This is a genomic window from Streptomyces sp. KR80 (assembly GCF_052245555.1).
Classification (GTDB): domain Bacteria; phylum Actinomycetota; class Actinomycetes; order Streptomycetales; family Streptomycetaceae; genus Streptomyces.
The window spans coordinates 131,143-151,260 of the sequence record NZ_JBQQCD010000001.1 but is presented as its reverse complement, the minus strand read 5'-3'; the positions used below and the strand labels follow the sequence as shown (position 1 = coordinate 151,260).

General features: G+C 72.3%; 17 protein-coding genes. 8 read left to right on the top strand and 9 right to left on the bottom strand.

Features of this window, described 5'->3' with window-relative positions; translation table 11 throughout:
* The first annotated feature begins 34 nt into the window (after nt 1-34).
* Nucleotides 35-673 (top strand): HAD family hydrolase, encoded by a 639-nt coding sequence (locus ACTWQI_RS00690; RefSeq protein WP_443266364.1) that lies wholly within the window; start codon nt 35-37, stop codon nt 671-673.
* A 326-nt stretch (nt 674-999) separates the two neighbouring features.
* On the opposite strand, the gene ACTWQI_RS00685 is transcribed toward ACTWQI_RS00690, so the two are convergent.
* Nucleotides 1,000-1,953, bottom strand: coding sequence for a hypothetical protein (locus ACTWQI_RS00685; RefSeq protein WP_443266362.1), 954 nt, complete (start codon nt 1,951-1,953; stop codon nt 1,000-1,002).
* Nucleotides 1,954-2,042: 89 nt separating this feature from the next.
* Nucleotides 2,043-2,831, bottom strand: a complete 789-nt coding sequence (locus ACTWQI_RS00680) for an SDR family oxidoreductase (RefSeq protein WP_443266360.1) — start codon at nt 2,829-2,831, stop codon at nt 2,043-2,045.
* Between the two features lie 216 nt (nt 2,832-3,047).
* On the opposite strand from ACTWQI_RS00680, the gene ACTWQI_RS00675 reads away from it, so the two are divergent.
* From ACTWQI_RS00675 to ACTWQI_RS00665, 3 genes are all read left to right on the top strand, one after another.
* Nucleotides 3,048-4,721, top strand: coding sequence for an alkaline phosphatase D family protein (locus ACTWQI_RS00675; protein ID WP_443266358.1), 1,674 nt, complete (start codon nt 3,048-3,050; stop codon nt 4,719-4,721).
* 182 nt (nt 4,722-4,903) lie between these two features.
* Entirely contained in the window at nt 4,904-6,193 is a 1,290-nt protein-coding gene (locus tag ACTWQI_RS00670; protein WP_443266356.1) for a multidrug effflux MFS transporter, read from the top strand.
* 227 nt (nt 6,194-6,420) lie between these two features.
* Nucleotides 6,421-7,428 carry a small ribosomal subunit Rsm22 family protein gene (locus tag ACTWQI_RS00665; RefSeq protein WP_443266355.1) on the top strand — a complete coding sequence of 336 codons (1,008 nt, stop codon included), beginning with the start codon at nt 6,421-6,423 and terminating at the stop codon, nt 7,426-7,428.
* Between the two features lie 51 nt (nt 7,429-7,479).
* On the opposite strand, the gene ddaH is transcribed toward ACTWQI_RS00665, so the two are convergent.
* Both ddaH and ACTWQI_RS00655 read right to left on the bottom strand, forming a co-directional pair.
* The gene (gene ddaH / locus ACTWQI_RS00660) at nt 7,480-8,301 is read right to left on the bottom strand and encodes a dimethylargininase (protein WP_443266353.1); all 822 of its coding nucleotides are present in this window, start codon (nt 8,299-8,301) and stop codon (nt 7,480-7,482) included.
* Between the two features lie 315 nt (nt 8,302-8,616).
* Nucleotides 8,617-9,459 (bottom strand): glycerophosphodiester phosphodiesterase, encoded by an 843-nt coding sequence (locus ACTWQI_RS00655; RefSeq protein ID WP_443266351.1) that lies wholly within the window; start codon nt 9,457-9,459, stop codon nt 8,617-8,619.
* 151 nt (nt 9,460-9,610) lie between these two features.
* On the opposite strand from ACTWQI_RS00655, the gene ACTWQI_RS00650 reads away from it, so the two are divergent.
* Nucleotides 9,611-10,369 carry a bifunctional DNA primase/polymerase gene (locus ACTWQI_RS00650; protein WP_443266349.1) on the top strand — a complete coding sequence of 253 codons (759 nt, stop codon included), beginning with the start codon at nt 9,611-9,613 and terminating at the stop codon, nt 10,367-10,369.
* 58 nt (nt 10,370-10,427) lie between these two features.
* Here ACTWQI_RS00650 and ACTWQI_RS00645 read toward each other — a convergent pair whose 3' ends face one another.
* The 4 genes from ACTWQI_RS00645 to efeO are packed head-to-tail and all read right to left on the bottom strand — an operon-like array spanning nt 10,428 to nt 14,835.
* The gene (locus tag ACTWQI_RS00645) at nt 10,428-11,294 is read right to left on the bottom strand and encodes a hypothetical protein (RefSeq protein ID WP_443267129.1); all 867 of its coding nucleotides are present in this window, start codon (nt 11,292-11,294) and stop codon (nt 10,428-10,430) included.
* On the bottom strand, nt 11,281-12,255 hold the full coding sequence (efeU, locus tag ACTWQI_RS00640) for an iron uptake transporter permease EfeU (protein WP_443266347.1): 975 nt from the start codon (nt 12,253-12,255) through the stop codon (nt 11,281-11,283). The genes ACTWQI_RS00645 and efeU overlap by 14 nt, the downstream gene beginning before the upstream one ends.
* Complete coding sequence (gene efeB / locus ACTWQI_RS00635; protein WP_443266346.1) at nt 12,255-13,652, bottom strand: iron uptake transporter deferrochelatase/peroxidase subunit; 1,398 nt, start codon at nt 13,650-13,652, stop codon at nt 12,255-12,257. Before efeB ends, efeU begins: the two co-directional genes overlap by 1 nt.
* Before the next feature lie 16 nt (nt 13,653-13,668).
* A complete protein-coding gene (gene efeO, locus ACTWQI_RS00630; protein WP_443266344.1) occupies nt 13,669-14,835 on the bottom strand; it encodes an iron uptake system protein EfeO in 1,167 nt (388 codons plus the stop codon).
* A 314-nt stretch (nt 14,836-15,149) separates the two neighbouring features.
* On the opposite strand from efeO, the gene ACTWQI_RS00625 reads away from it, so the two are divergent.
* On the top strand, nt 15,150-15,863 hold the full coding sequence (locus ACTWQI_RS00625) for a CDP-alcohol phosphatidyltransferase family protein (protein ID WP_443267128.1): 714 nt from the start codon (nt 15,150-15,152) through the stop codon (nt 15,861-15,863).
* On the opposite strand, the gene ACTWQI_RS00620 is transcribed toward ACTWQI_RS00625, so the two are convergent.
* Complete coding sequence (locus tag ACTWQI_RS00620) at nt 15,817-16,299, bottom strand: adenylyltransferase/cytidyltransferase family protein (RefSeq protein ID WP_443266342.1); 483 nt, start codon at nt 16,297-16,299, stop codon at nt 15,817-15,819. The two genes, ACTWQI_RS00625 and ACTWQI_RS00620, sit on opposite strands and share 47 nt — an antisense overlap.
* Nucleotides 16,300-16,540: 241 nt before the next feature.
* On the opposite strand from ACTWQI_RS00620, the gene ACTWQI_RS00615 reads away from it, so the two are divergent.
* Both ACTWQI_RS00615 and ACTWQI_RS00610 read left to right on the top strand, forming a co-directional pair.
* Nucleotides 16,541-17,800, top strand: coding sequence for a glycosyltransferase (locus ACTWQI_RS00615; RefSeq protein ID WP_443266341.1), 1,260 nt, complete (start codon nt 16,541-16,543; stop codon nt 17,798-17,800).
* Entirely contained in the window at nt 17,797-19,692 is a 1,896-nt protein-coding gene (locus ACTWQI_RS00610; protein ID WP_443266339.1) for a lipopolysaccharide biosynthesis protein, read from the top strand. The genes ACTWQI_RS00615 and ACTWQI_RS00610 overlap by 4 nt, the downstream gene beginning before the upstream one ends.
* Nucleotides 19,693-20,118: the final 426 nt, after the last annotated feature.

Here is a 20,118-nt window from a genome sequence, read left to right as displayed (position 1 = left end):
CGCCCGCGCCATCCGCGCGCCGTAGGCTGCCGCCATGATCGAGGCTGTGGCATTCGACGTCGGCGAAACCCTCGTGCGCGACGACCGCTACTGGGCGTCCTGGGCCGACTGGCTCGGCACTCCGCGGCACACGCTCGCCGCTCTCGTCGGGGCCGTCGTCGCGCAGGGGCGGGACAGCGCGGACGCGATCCGGCTCGCGAAGCCCGGGGCCGATGTCGCCGCCGAGTACCGGGCGCGGGAGGCGGCGGGGCAGGGGGAGCGGCTCGACGACAGCGATCTGTATCCCGACGTGCGGCCCGTCCTCGCCGAGCTGCGGCGGTCCGGGCGACGGGTGGTCGTCGCCGGGAACCAGAGCGCCCGCGCCGCCCAACTGCTGCGCGCGCTCGATCTCCCGGCCGATGCGATCGGCACCTCGGGGGAGTGGGGCGCGGCCAAACCGGAGCCGACGTTCTTCGATCACGTGATCTCCCTCGCGGAGGCCGAGCCGCGGCGGATCGTGTACGTCGGGGACCACCCGGCCAACGACGTGGCCCCCGCGAAGGCCGCCGGGCTGCGCGTCGCGCACATCCGCCGCGGCCCCTGGGGTCACTTGTGGGCGGGCACTCCCCATGTCGCCGCTGCGGACTGGCAGATCGGGTCTCTTGCCGAGCTTCCGGAACTCATCTCTGTATAGGCCCTGTCCGGCCGGGGCCACCGGCTCGTTGTGTGCGCCCTTCGCACCCCGTGTGAAGGGCGCACACGCACATGTCCGCGCGCACACCCTGCCGCGGTGCACGCTCCGCGCGGTTCACTCGAACCCTGGGCCGCCCGTCCCCGCTCCGCGGCCCGCCCCGCCCCCGTCGCGTCCACTCCCTCCCTCCCGGCGGCGAGGGCGGGGGTCGCGCGTGCCGGGCCGTACCCCGCGACGCGGGCCGCACCCCGCGTCGCGGCCCCGGCGTTTCGCCGAGCGACAGGTCCGCACGCTGCGGGAGTGCGACGGCCACCGACTGCTCATCGCCCTCAGCCCGCGCCCGCGGCCTGTTGTCCGCCGCCACCGCCGCCCGGATCCGGGTTCGCGGTCGGGGGCGGCTGTTCGGGAGTGCCGGCCGAGGTGCTGGATGTCGGCTGGCCAGGCCCAGGTCCGGGGCCCGCGGGGGGCGGAGTGTCCGAGGCGCCCGGAGCAGGGCCGGTGGCACTCGGCGCCCCGCCGGGCCCCTCCGCAGCGGGAGCCCCGCCCTTGCCGCCGGGTGAGGGCGAGCCCGATCCGATATCCGCAGTGCCGGAGGGCGCGGACGCGGACGGGGAAGCCGAGGCCGAAGGGTCGCCGGAGCGGGCCGACGTCGTGCCGTCGCCCGGTGCGCCGGCCGCGTCACCGGACGTCCCGGTGACGTTCCCGGGCTCCGTCTGTTCCGCGTCCCCGTCCGCGGGCACGGCGCTGGGGACGCCGGGGAGCGGGAGCAGAGTCCGGGGGGCGATGGACGTGGCGCCCATCAGACTGAGCGTCAGACCTGTGGCGTAGAGGGCGCAGACGCCCCCGACGACCCAGGCGACGCGCCGCCCGTTCCGGCCCCCGGCCGGGGCGGCGGTCTGTGCGCTCGCGCCCGGGCCGGCGCTGTCGCTGGGACTCTGACGCCGCTGCCCGTTCGTGCCCGGCTCTTCCGCGTTCGGCCGGTTCCCCTCCTGCCGGGGGTCGCCCGGTCCGATGCCGGCGCGCGCGGTCCCGGCCGACTCCCCCTTCAGCGCGGTCGCCGGCGCGGGAGCAGGCGTGCGTGTCGTACGGGGCGGGGGCGGCCAGGCCAGGGCGTCGCCGGACTGTTCGGCCGAGGCATCACCCGGCTCGGGAGGCGGCCAGGTGACGGCGGCGCTGTACGGCTCGGCGGGGGAATCCTTCGCTGCCGCCGTCAGCCCCGCGGAGGGGTCCGGCGCGCCGGCCGAAGCCACGTCGGCCGAAGGCGAGTTGGGCGTGATGCGCATGGTGCAACGTAACGCGCCGCTATCGGCCTCCGACGGTGATTGTCGCGGTTTGCCGCACTCGGTCGGAATCTCATCTCAAGCGGTCGGATTCAGCCACGACCGATGTAGGGCATCGCCGTGGCCATGACCGTCGCGAACTGCACATTCGCCTCGAGCGGCAGCGACGCCATGTGCAGGATGGTGCGCGCCACATCCGCGGTGTCCATCACCGGCTCGACCGCGAGCGTCCCGTTCGCCTGCAGGATGCCGGTCCGCATCCGTTCGGTCATCTCGGTCGCGGCGTTGCCGATGTCGATCTGGCCGCATGCGATCCCGTACGTCCGGCCGTCCAGCGACAGCGACTTGGTCAGGCCCGTCACCGCGTGCTTGGTGGCCGTGTAGGCGATGCTGTGCGGCCGCGGCACATGGGCCGAGATCGAGCCGTTGTTGATGATCCGTCCGCCCTGCGGATCCTGATCCTTCATCAGGCGGAAGGCGCCCTGCGCGCACAGGAAGGCGCCGGTGAGATTGACGTCGACCACCGATCGCCAGTCCTCGTGCGTCAGCTCCTCCAGCGGCACGGGCGGGCCGAAGCTCCCCGCGTTGTTGAACAGCAGATCGAGTCGTCCGAACTGCTCGCGCACCGCCCGGAACAGCGCGTCGACGTCGTCGGGCCGGGTGACGTCGGTGCGTACCGCGAGGACGGCGGCACCTTCCCGGGCCAGCCGCGCCGTTTCCTCCAGCGCCGCCACCCGGCGGCCGGCGAGCACCACCGACCAGCCCGCGCGGGCCAGTTCGAGCGAGACCGCGCGCCCGATCCCCGAGCCCGCGCCGGTCACCGCGGCGACCTTCGGCACCCCGTCGGCTCCCGCCGGGCGCCCTTCGTTGATCTCCGTCATGGGGCGCAGCGTACGTGAGCGGCCGACGGGCCCGTGGTGGCGCGGCGCACCGGCGGCGGTACGGGTCGGCGGTACGGGTGACAGGGGATTGTCCTCGAACACCCTTTGATGAGGGGAAGCTCATCAACTCGACATGTATGTGTAGTGCACGCGACAACGCGCCGCCGTTCCCCGTCGCTGCAATTCCCTGGACAAATTCCGTCCTGGGAGGGGCAGATGACATCCACCTCACCGCAGCAGACGTCGCACGACCAGGAGCTCCGGGCCGCCGCCGCGCATCTGGGCCGGCGCCGTCTGCTCACCGTCACCGGAGCCGCCGCGGCGCTCGCCTTCGCCACCAACCTGCCGGGCAGCGCGCAGGCCGCTGAGGTGGACGCGCGCAGGGCCGTCATCGCTTACCCGTTCACCCTCGGCGTCGCCTCCGGCGACCCGCTGCCGGGATCCGTGGTGCTGTGGACCCGGCTCGCCCCGAGACCCTACGAGACCGGGGGCGGGCTGCCGAGGGCGCGGATCGAGGTCCAGTGGGAGATAGCCCGCGACCGGCGGTTCACCCGCGTCGTCCGCCGCGGCGAAGCCACCGCCCACCCCGAGTTCAACCACACGCTGCACATCGAGGCCGCGGGACTCGACCACGACCGCGTCTACTACTACCGCTTCCGGGCCGGGAAGTGGATCAGCCCGGTCGGCCGCACCCGTACCGCTCCCGCGAGCAGCGCCCGCCTCACGGATCTGAAGCTCGCCGCCGTCTCCTGCCAGGCGTACCACGACGGTTACTACACCGCATACCGGCACCTCGCGGGTGAGGACCTGGACGTCGTCTTCCATCTGGGCGACTACCTCTACGAGTACGCGGTGAACGCTACCGGCGGTGCCCGCAACTACACCGACCGCACCCTGCCCGCTCACTTCAACCGCGAGACCGTCACGCTCGAGGACTACCGGCAGCGCTACGCCCTCTACAAGACCGACCCGGACCTGCAGGCTGCACACGCCGCGCACCCCTTCGTGGTCACCTGGGACGACCACGAGACCGAGAACAACTACGCCGACGACATCCCGGAGAACGGCGTTCCGCGCGCGGGCCCCTCCTCCCCGAAGGGGGGCGAGGAGGGAGAGTTCCTGATCCGCCGGGCCGCCGCCTACCGCGCGTACTGGGAGAACCAGCCGCTGCGCCGCCCGCAGCAGCCCAGTGGCCCCGACATGCGGCTCTACCGGCGGCTGCAGTTCGGCCGGCTCGCCCAGTTCGACATCCTCGACACCCGCCAGTACCGCTCCGACCAGGCGTACGGCGACGGCTGGCAGGCTTCAGGACCCGAGTCCGAGAACCCGTCGCGCACGATCACCGGTGCCACGCAGGAGCGCTGGCTCATCGACGGCTGGCGGGCCTCGCGGGCGCTGTGGAACGTCCTGCCGCAGCAGGTCGTCTTCTCCCGGCGGCGCAGCACCCCCGCCGCCGCGTACAAGCTGAGCATGGACGCCTGGGACGGCTACCCGGCCTCGCGGGACCGCGTCCTCGCCGGGGCGCAGTCCGCCGGCGTCGACAACCTCGTCGTGCTGACCGGCGATGTGCATGTGAGCTACGGCCTCGACATCAAGCGGGACTTCGCGGACCCGGGCTCGCGCACGGTGGGCACGGAGCTGGTCACCACGTCCGTCTCCAGCGGCAAGGACGGCGCGGACCAGCCCGCCAACTGGGCCACGTACATGGCGGCCAATCCGCATATGAAGTGGTACAACGGGCGCCGCGGGTACCTCACGGTCGCCCTCGGCAGGGAAGCGGCCCGGGCGGACTTCAAGACGGTGTCCGCGGTCACAACGCCCGGCGCCCCGATCACCACGGCTGCCTCCTTCGTGACGGAGGCGGGCAACCCGGGCCTGAAGCCCGCCTGACGCGCGGGTGGAAGCGGCGTACCGCCCGCAACCGCATACCGCGCAACCGCGCACCGGGCAGGCGCGCCCGGCGGGTCCTCGCCGGGCGCGCTCCGCGTCCCGCGATCCGTTGTCGACGCCCGGTTCCGGTCCGGTTCCGCCGGGCTGAGAAGATGGGGGTCTTTGAGCGGATGGGAGGGCGCATGCCGGACGTCGGCCCGGCCACCCCGGGGCAGATACCGAACCAGCGGGCCACCGGACGGCAGCGCGAGACCGCCGAGCCGCGCCGTACCGCCCTGCTGGTCACCCTCGTCCTCGGCGGGCTCACCGCGCTTCCGCCGCTGTCCATGGACATGTACCTCCCGGCGCTGCCGGAGGTCACCGCGGCGCTGCGCAGCCCCGCCGCGACCGTGCAGCTCACCCTCACCGCCTGCCTCGCGGGCATGGCGCTCGGCCAGCTGGTCGTCGGCCCGATGAGCGACAAGTGGGGCCGTCGCCGACCGCTCATCGTCGGCCTGGTCGGCTATGTCGTCGCCACCGCGCTCTGTGCCTTCGCCCCCACGGCCGAGCTGCTCATCGGCTTCCGGCTGCTCCAGGGCCTGGCCGGGGCCGCCGGCATCGTCATCGCCCGTGCCGTCGTCCGCGACCTCTACGACGGCGTGGCGATGGCCCGGTTCTTCTCCACGCTCATGCTCGTGTCCGGTGTCGCCCCCGTCGTCGCCCCGCTCATCGGCGGACAGGTGCTGCGCATCACCGACTGGCGCGGCGTCTTCTGGGTCCTCACCGCGGTCGGTGGCCTGCTCACCGTGGTCGTCGCCCGTTACCTGCGGGAGACGCTGCCTCCGGAGCGACGGCACGGCGGCGGCCTCCCCGCCACGCTCCGGACGATCCGCGGGCTGCTCGCCGACCGGGTCTTCACCGGCTACGTCCTGACCGGCGGCTTCTCTTTCGCCGCGCTCTTCGCCTACGTCTCGGCGTCACCATTCGTCGTTCAGGAGATCTACGGGGCCTCTCCCCAGACCTTCAGCCTGCTCTTCGGGCTCAACTCGATCGGTCTGGTCGGCGTCGGGCAGCTGAGCGGCAAGGTCCTCGTGGGCCGGGTCAGCCTCGACAAGACGGTGGGCGCCGGCCTCTCGCTGATCACGCTCGCGGCGACGGCCCTGCTGCTGATGGCCTCCGGGGTGTTCGGCGAGGTCGGCCTGGCGCCGATCGCCGCCGGGCTGTTCGTCCTGATGTCCGCGATGGGCCTGGCGCTGCCGAACACCAACGCGCTGGCCCTGATGCGGACCCCGCACGCCGCCGGCTCCGCCTCCGCGCTGCTGGGCACCTCCTCGTTCCTCATCGGGGCCGTCGCCTCGCCGCTCGTCGGGATCGCGGGCGAGGACACGGCCGTGCCCATGGCGGTCGTCCAGTTGGGGTGTGCGCTGACGGCCGTGGTCTGCTTCCTGGGACTGTGCCGCCCGTGGCGGAACGCGGACGTTCAGCAGACCTAGGCCCTGTCCGGCCGGTCAGGCCGGGCTCGCGTGCCCTGGCACCGCGCCTCGCTGCGTTGTCGTCGGTCGCCGATGGCCCCCAGCTACCGCTGGGAGGTGCCCCCACCGCATGGACTCCCTCCTCCGCCTTGCGATGCTCCCCCAGCTATCGCTGGGAGGTGCCCCCTGCACCAGACCCCGCTCACTGATCCGGCCTGACCGACCGGACAGGACCTAGACTCGCTCCGATGCACGCCCCCGAATCCACCCGTGACGATGCCGCCGTGCCCGACGCGCTGCGGGCCGCGCTCGCGCGGCTGCTGGACGGCCTGCCGCCGCGTCAGGCTGCGCAGGCGGTCGAGCGGCTGATCGCCAACTACCGGGGGCGTACCCCGACCGATGCGCCGGTGCTGCGCGACCGCTCCGACGTCGCCGCGTACGCCGCGTACCGGATGCCCGCGACGTTCGAGGCCGTGCGGTCCGCGCTCACCGCCTTCCGGCGGCAGGTGCCGGACTGGTCGCCGGTGAGCCACGTGGACCTGGGCGGCGGAACCGGGGCGGGGGCCTGGGCGGTGGCCGCGACCTGGCCCGAGGGGAAGCACCGTACGACGGTCCTGGACTGGGCGGAGCCGGCGCTCGCGATCGGCCGGGAACTGGCGGCGGACTCCGGCCACGCTGCGCTCCGCGGCGTGGCGTGGCACCGCCGGACCATCGGCACCGGGCTGGTGCTGCCGGAGGAGACCGACCTCGTCACGGCCTCGTACGTGCTGGGCGAGCTGACCGAGGCGGACCGCGGCGCCGTCGTCGACGCGGCCGCCCGGGCGGCGCGGGCCGTGGTCCTGGTCGAGCCGGGCACTCCGGACGGCTACGCCCGGGTCATGGCGGCCCGGGACCGGCTGATCGAGGGCGGGCTGCGGGTCGTGGCGCCGTGCCCGCACAGCGCGGCGTGCCCGATCGTGCGGGGCACGGACTGGTGCCACGTCGCCGCCCGCGTGGGCCGCTCCTCCCTCCACCGTCAGGTGAAGGGAGGAGCGCTGCCGTACGAGGACGAGAAGTTCAGTTACGTGGCGGCGGCGCGCTTCCCGGCTGCCGCAGCCGAGGCCCGGGTGGTGCGCCGCCCACGGCTCCGCAAGGGCCAGGTCCTGCTGGATCTCTGCGATGTGAACGAGTCGCTGCACCGCACGACGGTGACCAAGCGGCACGGCGATCTCTACCGCGCCGCCCGGAACGTGCAGTGGGGCGACACCTGGCCCTGACGGCCACCGGTCCGCCGGCCCACCGGATGACTGGCCCACCGGCCCACCGGCTTACGCGGAAGGCGCCCCCCGCAGCTCCTGCGTGCAGCACTTCACGCTGCCGCCGCCCTTGAGCAGCTCCGAGAGGTCCATGCCGATCGGCTCGTACCCCCGTTCCCGCAGCGGGGCGAAGAGACCCACCGCACCCTGGGGGAGCAGAACGTGGTGGCCGTCGGAGACCGCGTTCAGCCCCAGCGCCGCGGCGTCCGGTTCCTCCGCGATGATCGCGTCGGGGAAGAGCCGGGCGAGTACGGTCCGGCTGCCCGGCGAGAACGCGGCCGGGTAGTACATCACCTCGTCCCCGCCGAGCACCGACAGCGCCGTGTCGAGGTGGTAGTAGCGCGGGTCCACCAGGTCCAGTCCGATCACCGGGCGGCCGAAGAACTCCTGCGCTTCGGGGTGGGACAGCGGGCTGCTGCGGAAGCCGCGGCCGGCCAGCAGCCACGAGTCGGTGACGGCGAAGTCCCCCTCGCCCTCGTTGATGTGCGTGGGCTCACGGACGTCGGTCCACCCGTGGGAGCGGAACCACTCCCGGTGGACGGCGGCCTCGGCCGAGCGCTGCGGGTGAGCGAAGCGGGCGCCCAGCACCCGTCCGTCGACCACGGTCGCGCCGTTCGCCGCGAAGACCATGTCCGGCAGGTCGGGGCGGGGCTCGAGCACCTCGACGGTGTGGCCGAGAGAGCGATAGCGGTCGCGCAGATCCTCCCATTGCGCGAGGGCCAGCAGCAGGTCCACTGGCTTCGACGGATCCATCCAGGGGTTGATGGAGTAGGTGACCTTGAAGTGCGTGGGTGGGCACATCAGGTACCGGCGGGGCGTGTAGGACGAACGCAAGGAGGTCTCCTCACGGATGGGATGGGCGCGAGTGGATGTACGCGCGCTCACATGTTCCACCCCGGAGCCGCCCCGCGGCAGTGATCTGCACGGGTGGTTCGCCACGGTTTCGCCGCGGTTCACGCTGCGGCGTGGGGGCGGTGGGTTGCGTGCCGCCCAGGAGGCCGCCCAGGAGGCCGGGCAGGTGGGGACCGCGAGGTCGCCCGCGGCTCGCTCTCGAGCTGCTGCTCGGCCCGCTTGCCGACGCTGGCTGCTGCGGGCACTCCCGCTCACCCGCGCGTACGTCGGCACGGTCGTCGCGTACCCGCTGCGCGGTCAGCCCCCGCCGAACCCGGCCCGCACCGGCGCAGCCGCCAGCCGTGCGGGCGCGTCCGTGATGATGCCGTTGCAGCCCAGCCGCAGTGCCCGGTCGCGGGCGTGCGGGGTGTTCACGGTGTGCGCCCAGACCCGGGGGATGCCGGATGTGGCCGCGCGCCGCAGATCCACGGCGCGCGCCGAGTGATCCACGTCCAGTAGCGCCACGAACCCCCGCCACCGCTCGGGCCGGTCGTGGCGCATCTGCCGGGCCGAGCGCCACAGCTGCGCCCTCAGCCCCATCCGGTGCGCCTGCCGGGCCACCGACGGCCGGTTGGTGTTCACGAACACGGAGCGGGCGAGCCCCCGGGCATGGATCAGCCGGGCGAGCCCCGGAAGGCTCGCCGGATCCTTGGCCTCCAGCATCAGGACGATTCTGTGGCCGAACCGGTCCAGCACCTCCGCCACCGTCGGCGGGCGCTCCGGCCGCCAGGCTCGCCCCGCGAAGCGGCCGGACGGCCCCCGGGGACGGAGCCGGACCTTTCGCCACTGCCGCCGCGTGAGATCGCGCACCCGTCCCCGCCGCCCGGTCGTACGGTCCAGCGTCGGGTCGTGCATCACCACGAGCGTGCCGTCCCGCAGCATCCTGGTGTCCACGTCGAGCACGTGTACGAGGCCGCTGTGCAGTGCCGCCGTCAGGCCCGACATGCTGTTCTCCGGCGCCTCCAGTGCCCCGCCGCGGTGCGCCACGTAGACGATCTCCGGCAGGTTGTCCACGGCCGGAGCACGGCCGAACTCCGGCGGAACGATCGGCCCCGCCAGGGATACCGCGAGGGCGCCGGCCAGCAGAGATCTTGTGACCATGAAGGCAACGCTAGGGCTGGATATACCGCTATGCCCTGTAAAAGCATCCCAATGGAGGGGCGGGTCATCGCACCCCGAATGCGGACTCCGGCCACTTGAGGAGGAGGATGGTGGCAGCATTGATCGTGCGACAGTCGAAGTGAGGGGATAGATGCGCTCGGACAGGAGCCGCTACCGCGGCGGGGACACGAGGTTCTCCCAGTGGCTGCGTCGTCGTCCCAGGAGTGGGACGGGCGTCGCGGACTCCGGCGCGTCGGCCGCCGTCGACCGTGCGGACCTGCTGCTGGCCGCGGCCGCCGCGGGCTTCCCGCTCGCACAGGCCGCCCACCCGTACGGATACGGCTGCTCCTGCGACCGGATCGGCTGCCCCACGCCCGGCCGGCACCCCGTCTCCTTCGCCTGGCAGACCCAGGCCTCCACCGACGCCGAGCAGGTCACTCGCTGGCTCAATGCCCAGCCGCAGGCCAACTTCATCACGGCGACCGGTATCAACCACGACGTTCTCGACGTGCCGGCGGAGGCCGGGCGCAGCGCGCTGGACCGGCTGGAGTCGGAAGACGTCGAGGTCGGCCCGGTCGCCGAGACCGGCGAGGGAGCGCAGAGCCGGGTGCTGTTCTTCACCGCCACCCGCGGCACCCCGGACGACGAGGACGAGTGGTGGCCCTGCGAACTGGACTGCCACCCCGAGACCATGGACGAGCATCCGGGACTGCGCTGGCACTGTCGCGGCAGCTATGTCCTCGTACCCCCCGCCGAGTTCCCGTCCGGGGGTTCGGTGAGCTGGCTGCGGGGGCCGGAGCGGTCACTGCCCGATCCGCTGACGCTGCTCGAGGCGCTGACGGACGCCTGTGCGCGGTACGCCGACCACGATGCCGAGCACGAGTCGGCCGTCTGGCCGCTCCATCGCTGAGCGGGCTGCCGACAGCAGACCGCTGAGCCGCCCACTGGACAGGACTCAGGCCCCGGACCTAGCCGCCCTTCGCGGCGGTGATCGACTCCAGCCGGTTGAGGAACTTCACCGGCCCGTCGCCGGCCGGGATCCGTACTGCCGACTCCGAGATCCGGCTCAGCGACACCCACTTCTCCGGCTCTCCGGACAGCAGCGCGTTCGCCGTGGTGTCGTTGATCTTGCCGACCGAGAAGCCCGGGGCCATCGTTCGCTTCTCGGCGTGATGGGCCGCGAAGAAGGCCAGTGCGCCGCCGTCCGCCGTTCGCAGTGCCACCGAGGTGTACTGGGGCGGCTTCGCGGGCTGGTCGATGTACTCGGTCCAGAACCTCGTCGTCTTCGCCAGCCCTTTGCGGGTCTGGACCTGCCCCGATGTCGCCGGACCCGGTGCGAAGACATCGCCTTCGCCGGTCTGGAGGTACTCCGCGTACGTCGTGCTGAGCCGGCCCGGAGCCATCACCAGATCTGACGCCGCGTCATCGGTGACCGGCTCCGCCCAACCGTCCTTGTCGGTCGTGAACTTGGGGACTTCTTCCTTCTTGAGAATCGACAGATAGGCGGCCTTCCACGGCTCGTCCGCGCCGAACCGGGTGAAGACCAGCAGCCAGCGGAAGTCGCCGCCCCGATTGCTGTCCGCGTCGGCCAGGAAGAACTTCGGCCAGCCGGCCTGCTTCGGGATCGTGTACGTCACGTCCGTCAGCTCGAGCGCGGGGTAGTTCGGGTTCCCGCCCGGGGAGTTGACCTGCTGCGCCTTGAGCCCGGCCTGGCCCATCGTCAGCAGCGGACCGGATTCCACATCGGCGATCGCATCCGGGCTGGACTCCCGGTATGCGGTGTTGTATCCCTCTGTGAAGCGTTCGAGTGCCTTGGCCGCCTCAGCCTTCGTCACCGACGGGATGATCTCCCGCTCCCCGTGCACCGTCACGCACCCCGTCAGCGTCAGCAGTGCTGCTGACAGGAGTGCCGTCACCGGGGGCAGCGACCTGCGTGACGTCCTGTTCATCGGGCTGGGGCTCCTTCACGGACTCCTTCGGGGCTTGAGTCGGCGCAACCCTACCCGGAGCGAGGAACAGCGTCAGCGTGGGGACCAGGTACAGCAGCCACACCGTGACCTGCAGCACCGTCGGGTCCGGCTGGAAGTTGAAGGTGCCCTTCAACAAGGTCCCGTACCAACTGTCCGGCGGAATCGCGGCGCTGATGTCGAACGCCTTCGTCTCCAGACCCGGCAGGAAGCGCGCCTCCTGCAGATCGTGGAAGCCGTACGCCAGCACGCCCGCCGCAACGGCCACCAACAGCCCGCCCGTCCACGTGAAGAACCTCGACAGATTGATCCGCAGCGCGCCCCGGTAGAACAGCCAGCCCATGACCACGGCCGAGACCAGTCCGAGCAGCACCCCGATCAAGGGCCGCGCCGTGCCGTCGTCGGTCGCCTTCACCGCCCGCCACACGAACAGCGCCGTCTCCAGGCCCTCCCGGCCCACCGCGAGGAACGCCGTCGCCACCAGCCCGCCCGTGCCGATGGCCAGCGCCTGGTCCAGCTTTCCCTGCAGCTCGGCCTTCAAGTGCCGGGCGGTGCGCCGCATCCAGAAGACCATCCAGGTCACCAGGCCGACCGCGACGATCGACAGGGAGCCGCCGAGCAGCTCCTGGGCCTCGAAGGTCAGTTGCTGGGAGCCGTACTCCAAGGTCGCGCCGAAGGCCAGGCTCAGTCCGACGGCGATACCGACGCCGGTCCAGATGGGCCGCAGCGCCTCCCGGCGGCCGGTCTTGACCAGGTAGGCGACGAGGATGCAGACGACCAGGCTCGCCTCCAGACCCTCGCGCAGGCCGATCAGGAAGTTGGCAAGCATCAGGAGGCCGCCCCCTCGGATCCCTCGAAGAGTTCCCGGCCCCACCAGTCGTCCTGGTCACGGACGCCCGGCGGTACGGCGAACAGGCCGGAACCGATGTGCTGGATGTACTCGTTGAGGACGTCGGACCGCGCCAGGCTCCGCTGCACCGGCACGAACCCGGTGCGTACGTCGCGCTGGTAGGCGATGAAGAAGAGCCCAGCGTCGAGCAGCCCGAGTCCGTCCGTACCGTCCGTGAAGGAGTAGCCGCGGCGCAGGATCGTCGCGCCGCTGTTGCGGTCCGGATGGGCGAGCCGTACGTGCGCCACCTCCGGCATCGCCTTCAGGTCCGGCTCGTCGCGCTCCCGCCGCTTGCCGTACGGAGCGCCCTCGCCCTTCGTACGGCCGATGATGTCCTCCTGCTCCTTCAGGGAGGTGCGGTCCCAGGTCTCGATGCGCATCCGGATGCGGCGGGTGACGAGATAACTGCCGCCCGCCAGCCACGCCGGGCCATCCTTCTCGGAGACCCACACGTGCTTGCGGAGGGCGGGGGCGTCAGTGCCCGAGATGTTGCGGGTCCCGTCCTTGAAGCCCATGAGATTGCGCGGAGTCTGCTCCTCCGGAGTGGTGGAGGAGGTCTTGCCGAAGCCGAGCTGGGACCAGCGGATGGCGACGGTGCCGAAGCCGATCCGGGCGAGGTTGCGGATCGCATGGACCGCGACTTGAGGGTCGTCCGCACACGCCTGGACGCACAGATCGCCACCGCTGCGGTCCGGGTCGAGGTTGTCGCCCGGGAACAGCGGCAGCTCGACCAGCGCTTCAGGAAGCCGGTCCTGCAGGCCGAAGCGGTCCTCGCCGTCCTTCTCGAAGAGCGTGCGGCCGAACCCGACGGTGACGGTGAGGCGGGACGGCTTGAGGCCCAGGGCTTCACCGGTGTCGTCCGGCGGAGCCTCCGGGATACCACCGACCGCCCCTGCGCCGACCGGCCGGCCCGCGGTCATCGCCGCAGCCGCCTTGGTCCACTCCTTGAGGAGGCCGATCAGCTCCTCGCGCGAGTCGGTCTTCACGTCGAAGGCTGCGAAGTGCAGCCGGTCCTGAACGGGCGTGGCGATGCCCGCCTGGTGCGCGCCGTGGAACGGGACGGCGGCGCCGTCGCTCGCCACCGGCCGGACGTCGTCGCCGCCGGTCAGCGCGGCAGCCGCAGCGCCGGCCGCCGTGGCGCCGAGCGCCAGCCCCGCGCCGCCCCAGCCGAGCAGCGAACGGCGCGACGGCGCCGGAGTCTGCGCCCTGCCGCCGCTCTCGTCGATTGCTTCGGCTGCTTCGGCTGCTTCGGCTCCTTCGGTTGTTCTGGTGGCCTCGGCTGCCTCAGTGGCGTCGGTGACCTCGGTGGCATCGGTCGTGCCGGATGCGTCGGTCATCTGCCCTGTCCCCCTGTCACTTCACGACGGCGGCGGCGAGCTTGGAGAGCGGCTCCGCAAGGGCGTTGACTCCGTCCGACAGCTCCTTGCGCTCGGCCTTGCCGACCTTGTCGTACGCCTGGAACTCATACGAGTTCTTGTCCTCGCGGTAGCCGTCCAGCAGCTCGTTCAGGGCCTTGAACTGCCGGTCCAGTTCCTTGACCAGCGCCGGGTCGGTCTCGCCCGCGACCGCCTTCAGCAGCTCGTAGGACTTCTGCGCCCCCTCGACGTTGGCCTTGAAGTCGACCAGGTCGGTGTGGCTGTAGCGCTCCTCCTCACCGGTGACTTTGCCGGTGGCGACCTCGTCCAGCAGCTCCTTGGCACCATTGGCCATACCGGTCGGGGTGATGTCGGCCTTGCCGACCCGCTTCTGCCAGTCCTCGAGGTCCTTCACCAGCGTGTCGGCGAGCTCCTTCTCCTGCTCGCCGATCTTCTCGTCCTGCCACAGCGCCTTCTCCAGGCGGTGCCAGCCGGTCCACTCCTGGCCCTTCTCCAGGCCGTCTTCGCGCAGGTCCACCTTGGGGTCAATGTCGCCGAAGGACTCGGCCACCGGCTCCGTGCGCTCCCAGCCGACGCGCGACGGCGCGTACGCCTTCTTCGCGCCCTCGATGTCGCCCTTCTTCACCGCCTCGGTGAAGACCTTGACCTTGGGCAGGGTCTCGTCGGCCTGCGCCTGCGCGTACTTGCGGTACTCGGCAACCGCGGTGTCCAGGCGCGGGTCCCGCTTCTGCGGGGCGCCCTTGCCGGTGGCCGTCACCTTCTGGCGGATGCCGTCGCCCTTCATGCCCGGCTTGCAGGCGATCTCGTACGAACCGGGCTTCACCTCGGCGGTGATGTCGGCGCTCGTGCCGGGGCCGATGTTCTCCCGCTCGGTGACGATCCGGTCGCCGGGGGCGTAGATGTAGACCTCGGTGACCTTGGCGCCCTTGTTCTGCACGGCGAGCTTCACGTGGCCGGCCGGGAACTCCTTCTGCGACACCTCACACGTGGTGTCGGTGGCGGTGACCTGGATTCCGTCGGAGCCCTTGGCGTCGCTCTTCTCCGCGCAGCCGGCGACCGCGGTGAGGGCGGCCGCGGCGGCGAGGGCGACGGCCGTGCCGGAAGGATTACGGACAAACTCGCATGAGAGCTCCAGGCGTTGCATCGGGCAGGCGGGCAGGAAACGGACAGGCAGTGAGGCCGACCTAACTTATCTGAGGCTTACCTCAAGAGTTCCGCCCGGTCCAGAGATCCGGTCTCACTGCCCATGACCCGGGCGGCTGTCGCCGGGCCGTGCCATCATGCTCGTGCCTTTTTGTGCTCGCCTTCTCATCGCTGGGGGCACGCCCCCTGGCTTCGCCGGGGGGACCCCCGGCCCAGGGGGCACCGCCCAGCGATAGGCCCCTAGCCTGCGGCATGGGGAACCCCTGGGGAAGGTAGCTGGGGGAGCGACATTGTGGGGGGATAGTGGCTGAAACCATGGCCTTCGGTGCGGCCCTTCGGGAGTTGCGCGGTGCGCAGAAGTCGGCGAAAGGGGTGTCGCTGTACTCCCGTCACATCAACCGGCCGGCGGGCCGGGTGCTCGCCGCCGCGGCCTGTCACATCGGTCTGAAGCCGAATCACGTCACGCTGATCAGTGCGGCGTTCAGCTTCACCGCGGTGGCCGCGCTGGCGTGCACTCCGCCGTCCTGGCCGCTGGCCCTGACGGTGTATCTGGGGCTTGCGGTCGGCTTCGCCTTCGACTCCGCCGACGGGCAGCTCGCCCGGCTGCGCAGGGAGAGCAGCGCGGCGGGGGAATGGCTCGACCACGTCGTGGACTGCGCCAAGATCACTGCGCTGCACGCCGCCGTGCTGATCTCCTTCTACCGGTTCTTCGATCTGCCGGACGACGCGTGGCTGCTGCTTCCGCTGGGCTTCCAACTCACCACCGTGCTGATCTTCTTCGGCGGCCTGCTCGCCGACAAGCTGGCGCCCAAGAGGGCGACAGCCACGCCTCTCCCCGCGCCCTCACGGATCCGAGCCGTCGCCCTGCTGCCCGTCGACTACGGCGTCTTCTGCGTCGTCTTCCTGCTGCTGGGCAGCCAGCGAGCGTTCCTCGCCGGGTACGCGACGCTGTTCGCCGCCCATGTGCTGTTCCTGGTGGCCTTCATGGCGAAGTGGTTCCGGGGGCTGACCGCGGTGCGCCCGGCGTGACGGGCGAGGCGACCGGCGAGGCCAGGACCTCCAGGGCCCGCCGCAGCTGCGTGCTCGACGTGTGCACGGTGTAGGGGAAGTAGACGACCTGGACCCCGACCGACGCGAAGTCGCGTTGCAGCCGTTCGCCCTTCGGCGTGCCGCGCCAGTCGTCGCCCTTGAAGAGCACATCGAACCGGACCTGCTTCCAGGTCTGCAGCTTGTCCGGCACGGTCTCCACGAACGCCGCGTCCACGAAGCGGATGCTGCGGACGATCTCCAGACGCTCGATCAGCGGTACCACCGGCGCACTGCCCTTGGCCAGCTCGGCCATCTCGTCCGAGACGACGCCGGCGACCAGGTAGTCGCAGTGCTGGCGGGCGTGTCTGAGGATGTTGAGGTGACCGACGTGGAACAGGTCGTAGACGCCGGGTGCGTAGCCCACGGTGTGTGGCATGCGAAATGGACCCCCCCATTCGCGATGCGCTCCCCAGCGCATCAGAGCCACCGACGATAGCCGGGACCGCCCGTTTCCACCGGAAGATTGCTGCTTTCTGTCGTTCTCCCGTCGAGACCGCGGGATGACGGCATGACGGGCACTACGTCCGTACAGAGGGGAAGCAGCGTAGAAAATCGGTATGTTGCACCGATGACGGGCTAGTGTGCATCCGATCGACTCTGGGGGGAGGAGATGCGCCATGCCGAAGCTTGGGGGGCGGCGCCTGCTGCTGGTGTCCACCAACTACGCGCCCGAACAGGCCGGAATCGGCCCGTACGCGACGCAGATCGCCGAACACTGGGCGGCCTGCGGGGGGCACGAGGTGCATGTGCTGACGGGGCTGCCGCACTATCCGGCCTGGCGGACCGACCCCGCCTACCGGGGTGTGTGGCGGACCGAGGAGCAGCGCGCGGGGGTGACGGTCCACCGCCGCCGGCACACCGTACCGCCGCGCCAGACCGCCGTACGGCGCGCGCTGTACGAGGCGTCGATACTCGCCCACGGCCTGGTGGCGCCGCCGCGCATGGGCCGGCCGGACGCGGTCGTCGCCCAGCTGCCCAGCCTGGCCGGCGGCGTCATCGGCGCGCGGATCGCCCGCCGGTACGGCGTCCCGTACCTCCCCGTCGTCCAGGACCTGATGGGTGCCGCGGCCGCGCAGAGCGGTATCCGCGGCGGAGACCGGGCCGCGGCCGCCGCCGGTGCGGTCGAGGCGTATGTGCTGCGGCGCGCCACGCTCGTCGGCGTCATCCACGAGACCTTCGAGGGCAAGGTGGAGGCCATGGGCGTGCCGCGGAACCGGATCCGGCTCGTGCCCAACTGGTCGCATGTCGCCCGCCCTTCGCGGGACCGCGCCGGCATGCGGGCCCGCCTCGGCTGGGACGACGGCCGGACCGTCGTCCTCCACTCCGGCAACATGGGCCTCAAACAGGGCCTGGACGTCCTCGTCGAGACCGCCCGGCAGGCCGCCGATGTCCATATCGTGCTGATGGGCGACGGCAACCAGCGTGCGCAGCTGCGGTCCCTGGGCGCCGGGCTGTCGAACCTCACCTTCCTCCCGCCCGCCGACGAGGCCGAGTTCCCCGACGTGCTCGCGGCCGCCGACGTCCTCGCGGTCACCCAGCGGGCCTCCGTGCTCGACATGAGCGTCCCGTCCAAGCTGACCTCCTACTTCGCTGCGGGGCGGCCGGTCGTCGCCTCCGTCGCCGAGCGGGGCGGTACGGCGGCGGAGGTCCGCCGGTCGGAAGCGGGCGTTCTGGTACCCCCGGAGAACCCCACCGCGCTGCTGGCCGCGGTGCGGCAGCTGGCCGAAGACCCCGACGCGGCGGACGCGCTGGGATCGTGCGGCCCGGCCTACGTCGACTCCCACCTCAGCCGTGCGGCGGGCCTGGCCCGGATCACCGGGCTGCTCGACGAAGCGCTCGGCAGCCGCGTCGTACCACCGAAAGGGGCGCGGACATGACGGCGACGACGGATCGTTCGGCCGGACCGCAGCCGCACGACGAACCGGACCTGCTGCGCGAGCAGTTCAAGCAGCTCCTGCGCTATCGCGCCCTGCTCGTGGCGGGCGTGGTCGTCGGCCTGCTCGGCGGCGCCTGGATCGGCCTCGCGGGCGGCGCGTCGTACGTCGCCACCAGCGAGGTGACCGTACGGTCCGCCACCGTCGACCCGTTCGCGCCCGGCGGCAGTGCGCCCGACAAGCAGGTCAGCATCGGCTCGGAGCGGCAGACCGCCGTCAGCAACGCCGTCGCATCGCGCGCGGCGAAGGCCCTCGACACCCCGGACGAGGCCGAGTTGCTCAGCGGTCTGCAGGTCACCAACCCGCCCAACACCCTGGTGCTGCGCTTCGCCTACACCGCCTCCTCGCCTCGGACGGCAGCCGACCGCGCCAACGCCTTCACCACGGCCTACCTGGACAACCGTCGGGAGCAGACCCAGTCCCTGATCGACAACATGGTCACCGGCTACGAGAAGCAGCTGAAGCCGCTGGAGAAGCAGCGCGACGAGCTCGCCGAGCAGATATCCGGCCTCGGTGACGGCCGGGCGCTGGACACCGCCCTGTCCGTGCAGTCCGGGGTCGTGGGCAAGATCTCCGAACTGCACGCCGCCATCACCAAGCTCAAGGCGCTCGACACCACGCCTGGCTTCGTGGTCCGCACCGCGACGCCGCCGACCGAGCCCTCCGGCCCCGGGCTGCCCATGGTGCTGGGCCTGGGCGCGGCCGTGGGCCTCGGACTGGGGCTGCTCGCGGCGTGGGTGCGGCTGGTCTTCGACCCGACGGCCCGTTCCGAGAGCGATGTCGTACGGGCCCTGGGCGCGCCGGTGCTGGGCAACCTGCCGCGCGGCCGGCGCGGGCAGGCCCGCGGGCTGCTCGCCGAGGGGCGGCTCGCGGAGGAGTACCGCTCGGTCGCCTTCCGGCTCGCCTACGACCAGCGGTTCGCCGACCGGAGGCGGCTGCTCGTCGTCGCTCCGCGGGGCGCCATCGACATGGCGGCGGCCGTGTGCGTCAACCTCGCCGCCTCGTTCGTCGAGATGGGTCGCGAGGTCCTCCTCGTCGAGGCCGACCTGCGCACGCCGTCGCTCTCCGCCCGGTTGCGCGCCGCGGACGGCGTCCGGCCCGGCTGGGCGTCCCGCACGCCCGCGCGCGGCGACAGCGGCTGGCCGACGGGCGAGCAACTTCCCATCGACGCGGGGGAGTCCGGCGCGTTCGACCTGATCCCCGGCAGTCGGGTGCGCAACGTCGCCCGCGCCCTGACCTCTGCCCCGGCCACCCAGCTGATCGCCACGGCCGACGACCCCGACGCGGTGGTGGTCGTCCTCGCCCCCGCACTCCTCTCGTACGCCGACGCCATCGCGCTGGCCGACCGCGTGGACGGCGTGCTGGTGGTCTGCGACCCGCGCGCGGTGCGCCGCGACGACCTCGAGCGCATCCGCGAACTCGTCGGCGGGGCAGGGGGCACGGTGCTGGGGGCGTTGCTGCACGCGAAGGGCAGCGCTCCGCGCCGCGGCGCACCGGCGAACGACGGCCCGAGCGCGCGCCCCCGCGTCGGCGGGGCACGACCCGCTGACCCGGCGGGGACGACGGGCGTGGTGCCCGGTGGAGCGGGCGCAACGTCACCGGACCGCGGCGGCCGGGCACAACTCGCAGGCCAGCCAGGCGTGGTGCCGGGCGACGAGGCCGCGGCTTCACAGGGCCCGGCGTTCGGCGCCGGCGCCGACGCGCCGGCACGTGACGGCCAGGACGACCTCGACGGCGGCGACGGCGGGAACGGACCGGGCACCGACCCCGGCACGCTGGCCCTGCGAGCGGTCGACCCCGCCGACCTCCCGGCCGGCCCGCCCTCCCGCCGGTGACGAACCCGGAGCCGGGGCCCGAGCCGAAGCCCCGGGGCACTGAGCCGCCCGCGAACAACGGCTCAACGCCTCCCCCCGACGACGGTCCGCACCTGTCTCCGGATGACGGTCCTCCGCCGGTGCCGTGCAACAGCCCGCAGCCGCTCCCACCGTGCTCGGGGGCCGCCGGGATGAGTTTCGCCGACGGTCCCGAGCGGCGTCTGATCGTCGGCCCGGCATCGCACGCGGATGAGGGCCCGGCGCCGGGCCCAGCGACGCCCCCGGTCGACGGTCGGCCTCCGCGTCCGGATGGCCGCCCAGCGCCCGGCGGTCTGGCGTCGGGCTCGACGCCGTACGCGGCTGAAGTGCCGCCGCAGCGTACGGAATCCGCTGTCGAAGCGGCGTTCGGCGGCGGTACGGAGACCGGTCCGGGCGCGCAGGCCGGTG